Raw genomic sequence first — 1,966 nt, forward strand, 5'->3', positions numbered from 1 at the left:
GGATAATCCCATGTGGCGCAGCGGCTTGCTATGGACATGCACGTTCTCGTCGGCCATTCGCTGTGAACGATCGACCGACTGCACCTCCCATCCGGATCACGGTACGATAAACCTGAACTACCAAGAAAACAGTCTTGTCGATCAAACGGGGCGAAGCCATCCCATCAAGCGTCACTATGTCCAGACGGTCGCGGGCAGTCCGATCGGCAGCGAAGTGAAAATCGAACTGGCGACAAACGAAGTAGTCTGGCTTTCGGCCGCCGACGGGGGAGGGACCTTTTCCGACAACTGGACCGGGGCCATGGTTTCGCCGGGGGTCGGTGTGATCGTGCAGGAGCTACGGCCATTGATCTGCGCGCCAGAAAAGTGACGGCCAAGTCTAAGCTGGTGGTGGCGCAGCGTCTTTCGCACCGAAGTCTAGGTTTTTTACGACTATTAGGCTTGTCGTCATCCTGATCCAAGAGGCGGACAATTTAACATCACTGGATGTCTATGGCTCAGCTAGAGCATTCTCGCAGCGCGTCCCGTTCGCCGCGTGGCATTATTGTAATAGCTMGACGCCTGCTGTACCGACCGGTGTCGCGACTGCTCCATCGCCTCGGGGAGGGGAATGCCGCGGTTTGCCGCCTCGGTTAGATATCCCGAGCGCAGCCCATGTGCAGAAAACTCCGATGCTTCCAGCCCGGCCATGGCAGCCCGCTGTTTGACAATATCGTTGATCGCTTTCGGATCGATAGCGCGCTTCGAAACGTTGCCCCAGCGATCGATCGCCCGAAACACAGTGCCGCTCTCAATTCTCGCTGCAACAAGCCAGGCATTGAGCGCATCAACCGGCCTGCCGGTCAGATAGACGACCTCATCATCCTGGGCACCGCTGGTTTTGGTTCTGCCGAGATGGATCGACAGAGAGGGGAGTGAAGATCCGCCTTCGGCAGTCACCGGAGCCTCAATGGTCAATTGCTCCCTGCGCAGACCGGCAATCTCGCTGCGGCGTCTTCCTCCAGAGGCAAAACCGACCATGAGAATGGCCCGGTCGCGGAGATCGCGAAGATTTTCGCTGGCACATGTAGCGAGCAGTTTGGCCAGCACATCCCCGGTTACGGCTTTGGCACTCTTGCGCTTGCGTGGTCTCGGTGTTGCGCGCACGGCCAGCCGGATTGCCGATTTCAGAGCAGGCGAGGAGAAGGAACCGGCCAGCCCACGCCATTTCGTCAACGTCGACCAGGTGGCCAGACGCCGGCGTACTGTATCGGGCGCGTGTGGTCCGGTAGTGCGGAGAAACCCTTGGTCACGCAGGCTCTCCTCGACTCCGGCCGGCATGCCGTGGTCAGGATCAGCGTCCCGCTGTCGTGGCTGCCACAGGTGATGGGCGACGAATTTCAGGAGCAGCGCTTCAGGCGCCGGCCAGGGGAGAGAGTTTTTCGTCGTGGCGAGCGACCATGCCTGTAGGTAAGCAAGGTCAGAAGTCAGAGCGCGCAGCGTGTTTTCGCCCATACCCTCATTCACGAGATGGCGAAGCGTCTCGACATCCTGGTCGGTCAATAGCTCCGCAAGCTCATCGCGCCGCTCGAGCGGCAGAACGGCTGCGATGGTGTCCAACGTTTCGGTGCGTTTTTCGATCGAACGTGACGACGATCTGGTCATTTCGGCAGTCCGTTCTCGTCATAAAATTCGTTGTGGTTCGAAGTCTGGTCACTATTCGCAGGTGTTCCCACGGCCATCTCAATCAATATCTCCAACGCTGTTGCCCTTCACCAGACCCTTTCGTGCAGAATCGCGTCGAACGCCAGATCGGTCGAGATGAAGGTGCAATGCTCCAGCCGCACCTGGGCCGCAAGAATGCGGTCCCACGGATCGCGGTGATCCCAATCGAACGCGGCTGCGAGCTCGGCATGCAGATCCGAGATGGCAAGGGTCTGCAGTCCGCTGGCTGTGACGGCTGCTCGCAGTTCCTGCGGCTTGAGGT

Annotated in this window: 3 protein-coding genes; 1 reads left to right on the plus strand and 2 read right to left on the minus strand. The window is 59.3% G+C overall.

From position 1 onward, the window contains the following. Positions 1–370 (plus strand): hypothetical protein (locus tag AC1D17_RS28720; RefSeq protein WP_477568598.1); only part of this gene is annotated, 370 nt, incomplete at its 5' end. Positions 371–501: 131 nt separating this feature from the next. Here the strand turns inward: AC1D17_RS28720 and AC1D17_RS28725 are convergent. Together AC1D17_RS28725 and AC1D17_RS28730 are read right to left on the minus strand one after the other, a co-directional pair. Beyond that, on the minus strand, positions 502–1,644 hold the full coding sequence (locus tag AC1D17_RS28725; protein WP_477568599.1) for a site-specific integrase: 1,143 nt from the start codon (positions 1,642–1,644) through the stop codon (positions 502–504). Positions 1,645–1,751: 107 nt separating this feature from the next. Next, positions 1,752–1,966, minus strand: a 215-nt coding sequence (locus AC1D17_RS28730) for a type II toxin-antitoxin system VapC family toxin (protein WP_477568600.1), incomplete at its 5' end; no start/stop codon positions are given.

The sequence above is a fragment of the Pararhizobium sp. P1_E7 genome, from assembly GCF_056405855.1.